The 3,007-nt window shown below is 61.7% G+C and carries 4 protein-coding genes; all 4 read right to left on the bottom strand.

Annotated elements, in window-relative coordinates:
* Positions 1-212 precede the first annotated feature (212 nt).
* Positions 213-620, bottom strand: a complete 408-nt coding sequence (locus ACESLR_RS11890) for a type II toxin-antitoxin system death-on-curing family toxin (protein WP_372675374.1) — start codon at positions 618-620, stop codon at positions 213-215.
* On the bottom strand, positions 617-844 hold the full coding sequence (locus tag ACESLR_RS11885; protein WP_372675373.1) for a transcriptional regulator: 228 nt from the start codon (positions 842-844) through the stop codon (positions 617-619). The genes ACESLR_RS11890 and ACESLR_RS11885 overlap by 4 nt, the downstream gene beginning before the upstream one ends.
* Before the next feature lie 114 nt (positions 845-958).
* A complete protein-coding gene (locus tag ACESLR_RS11880) occupies positions 959-1,951 on the bottom strand; it encodes a flavin monoamine oxidase family protein (RefSeq protein WP_372675372.1) in 993 nt (330 codons plus the stop codon).
* Entirely contained in the window at positions 1,951-2,622 is a 672-nt protein-coding gene (locus ACESLR_RS11875) for a cupin domain-containing protein (protein WP_372675370.1), read from the bottom strand. Before ACESLR_RS11875 ends, ACESLR_RS11880 begins: the two co-directional genes overlap by 1 nt.
* Positions 2,623-3,007 lie beyond the last annotated feature (385 nt).

The raw sequence follows: 3,007 nt of genomic DNA, 5'->3' as shown, positions 1-3,007 counted from the left end.
AGAATTTCGAGCCGAGCCGATGAGGTGGATTCCAAGTGGATTCCCCGGTGAGGAATCCAGTCGCTAGCGAAATCGCGCGCTGAGCCCCCCCGTATACAATCAGGGCCACGGAGGAACCATGGGAGGGGGACATGTGCTCCTCTCCGTTCCAGAGGCGCGGCGGCTGCATGTCATGACCGAACGGGACCATCCAACGCCTACGACCACCCAAGTTACAAGAGCCGGTCGCGAAGCCAACCAGCCAGTTCGGTTTCGGACACAGTGCCGCCCGCGACACCTTCCATGATACGAACAGCATCGACCGGATCGAAGCTCAAACGGTATCCGTTATCTGCTAGAAACAGGCGCGCTGCGATCCAGGCCGTGCGCTTGTTCCCATCAACTAAGCCATGGTTCTTCGCAAGCCCGTAGGCATACGCTGCGGCCAGATCAGCCGCATCGGGCGTTCCATAATTCGCTGCGTTGACTGGGCGGGAAAGCGCGCTTTCAATGCTCCCGGCATCGCGAACACCCTCAGCACCGCCATGTTCAGCCAGTTGCCGGTCGTGGACGGCGTTGATGACGGCGGGATCAAGCCAACGCCAGTCCTTCCGCGGTAACGTACCGGATGGATCGCTCATTTCGCCAGTGCGCGCAGAACTTCTCGATCGTCATGCATGATGTCTTCGGCAAGGGACATTTGACGGGCGAATTCCGGGTTGTAAGGGGTCAAGCGATAACCGCCGTCAGCTGCTTCGGTAAGATAGAGCGTATCGCCCTTCTGGATCTTCAAGTGCGCCATGACCTCTTTGGTAAGGATTACTCCTGACGAGGCTCCGACTGTGGTGACTTTGAGCGTTTGCATCCTGACTTCCAATCTATATAACATCCATTATATAGCTCGCCCTGAGGCTTACCGCAACCTCTACGTAGACGACATCATGGGCGCGCGCCCTGCGCGGACTTGTTTGTCTTTCAGTCAATCCGGATGCTTGCGAAGGCAGGCATGAGCGGCGTCTGCAGCAGCCAGCGCCCCCTCCAGAAAACCACCCTCGACCGGTGATGCCTCGGATCCAGCGAAGATCAGGCGCGCAGTGGACGGGATGGCGCCATAGGTCGGATGAGCAGCGGGCGGCATCCGGTCGGCCCGCGTGGCGGTCGCGACATCATCGCTCCAATCTTTGAGAAACACGTCAAGCGGTTTCGCCGCCAAGGGTCCGAACAGACGTGCCAGTTGCGCAATGGCGGCGTCTCGGAAGTCCGGCTTATGCGTAGCGCCGGGATGGGCGAACCCGAAGAGCGCGCCCGCATGCGCATCGGCCGGTGACGCGTCGTGGATCTCGGCCAGCGGTCCGCGATGCGATATCGCATCACCGTTCAGCCCGCTGTCTCGCCAGAAGGGCTTAGTGTAGGTCGCAATGAGCTTGGCCTGGCCGGCCATCCAAGTCGGCACATCGGGAACGGCAACGCCAAAGCGGGCTGTCAGCCGCGGCGGCAGCGCGAAAACGACGCGCGCAGCTCGTATCTCGAAATTGTCGCCTGACAGCGTCACGCCTAAGGCGTCCTCAGTCACGCGCTGCAACGGGTGATCGAGGCGCAGGCTGGGTCCCAGCTGTTCGGCCAAAGCGTCGGTCACCCGCGTGAGCCCGCCTTCGATGCGCAGCGCGCCTCCCATGGTGGCGAAGTCGAGGTCCCGGCGTATCGCGCCCTCGCCATCCTCGAAGACAAGACGCCCAGACGCGTATTGTGGAAAGCTGCGCAGACCGAGACGGCTGGCAAGCGCGAGCATGCGGTGGTTGTTCGGCCAGATCCAGGAGGGCCCGAGATCATAACCTTGGTGTGAAAGCACCCGTCCGCCGGCGCGGTCGCGCGCTTCCAGAATTGTAACGTCACGCCCCTCGGACTGCAGCGCAGTGCCCAGCGCAAGGCCGGAAAGCCCGGCGCCGATGATACATACCTCTGTTTCTTCCATTACGCAGTGTGGTCCGGCACATGGCGCAGATGCCCGGTCTTGAGCCAGACCCGCACACCGTCGTCTCCGGCCGTTGCCTCGAACGTGCTCCCCACCGGCAGGCGCAGCCAGTCCCAGGGGCCCAGCGTGTCCACACCATCGGCAAGCGATCCCTCGATCACGAAGACCTCAAGGCCACCCGATGCGTCCAGTGATCGTGCCGTTCCCGGCTCCCAGCGCTCCATGGATACGTATTCACGATCATCTTCATGCAATTCGAGTGTTTCGACGCCAGGGGCCGGTTCCGACCAGTCCACCTTTCCGCTGTCGATCTGGACCTGCGTGCGATCCGCCGCGTCGAACTGGTGCAACTTGACCAGGATGGTCGCCCCGTCTTGCGCGGCTGGCGTGTGCGACGAAGTGGGCGGGTTGCGCACATACGAGCCAGTGGGAAAGTCACCGTCCTCATCCTGGAAGGTGCCATCGAGAACCAGGTATTCTTCGCCACCGTCATGAGTATGCGCGGAAAAGGCACTACCGGGCGCGAAGCATACGATAGTAGTTGCCCGGGCGACCTCGCCGCCGATCCGATCCAGCATCCGGCGCCGTACCCCAGGCATAGGGGAGTCAACCCATTCACTTTCATCAAAGCGCACGAGAGCTCTTTGGCTGAAATCTGCGTTTACATGCATTGTCGGCAGCTCCTTTGCTCGTCCTGGGGAAGCTTGGGTCTAAACGAGCTTATTGCAAGGCTGTCCAAGATTCGCACGTGAGGCCTGTCTCTTCGAGGGCACCTCTCACGAGCGGCTCGCGCCTTCAACCAGCAACGATCGACCGGCGTCACCTTGAAAGGGGCATTGTGCGCAAGCCGCGCGATAGCCAGACAGTGGCCCGGTGATCAGCGCTCAGAGCGGAGCGCTATATACCCGCCCAATCCGCAGGATATCCAAATGGCGCGCCACACGCCATCTATGCGCAGTTTACAAAACCCGCTCCCTGCGCAAAGGCGCGGCTCATCCCGTCTCCCAGGGCCGCGCCCTCGGCATCACGCCAGTCACCTCGACCTCCCGCAGCATA

It is taken from the genome of Thioalkalivibrio sp., assembly GCF_041685615.1.
GTDB lineage: Bacteria > Pseudomonadota > Gammaproteobacteria > Ectothiorhodospirales > Ectothiorhodospiraceae > Thioalkalivibrio.
Note: the sequence above shows the minus strand (reverse complement) of the source record. Positions and strands in the feature narration are given on the sequence as shown.

Excerpts from the sequence above, each read along its gene's own strand:
- ACESLR_RS11885 (WP_372675373.1), bottom strand. The coding sequence starts at position 844 with ATGCAAACGCTCAAAGTCACCACAGTCGGAGCCTCGTCAGGAGTAATC.
- ACESLR_RS11880 (WP_372675372.1), bottom strand. The coding sequence starts at position 1,951 with ATGGAAGAAACAGAGGTATGTATCATCGGCGCCGGGCTTTCCGGCCTT.
- ACESLR_RS11875 (WP_372675370.1), bottom strand. The coding sequence starts at position 2,622 with ATGCATGTAAACGCAGATTTCAGCCAAAGAGCTCTCGTGCGCTTTGAT.
- ACESLR_RS11890 (WP_372675374.1), bottom strand. The coding sequence starts at position 620 with ATGAGCGATCCATCCGGTACGTTACCGCGGAAGGACTGGCGTTGGCTT.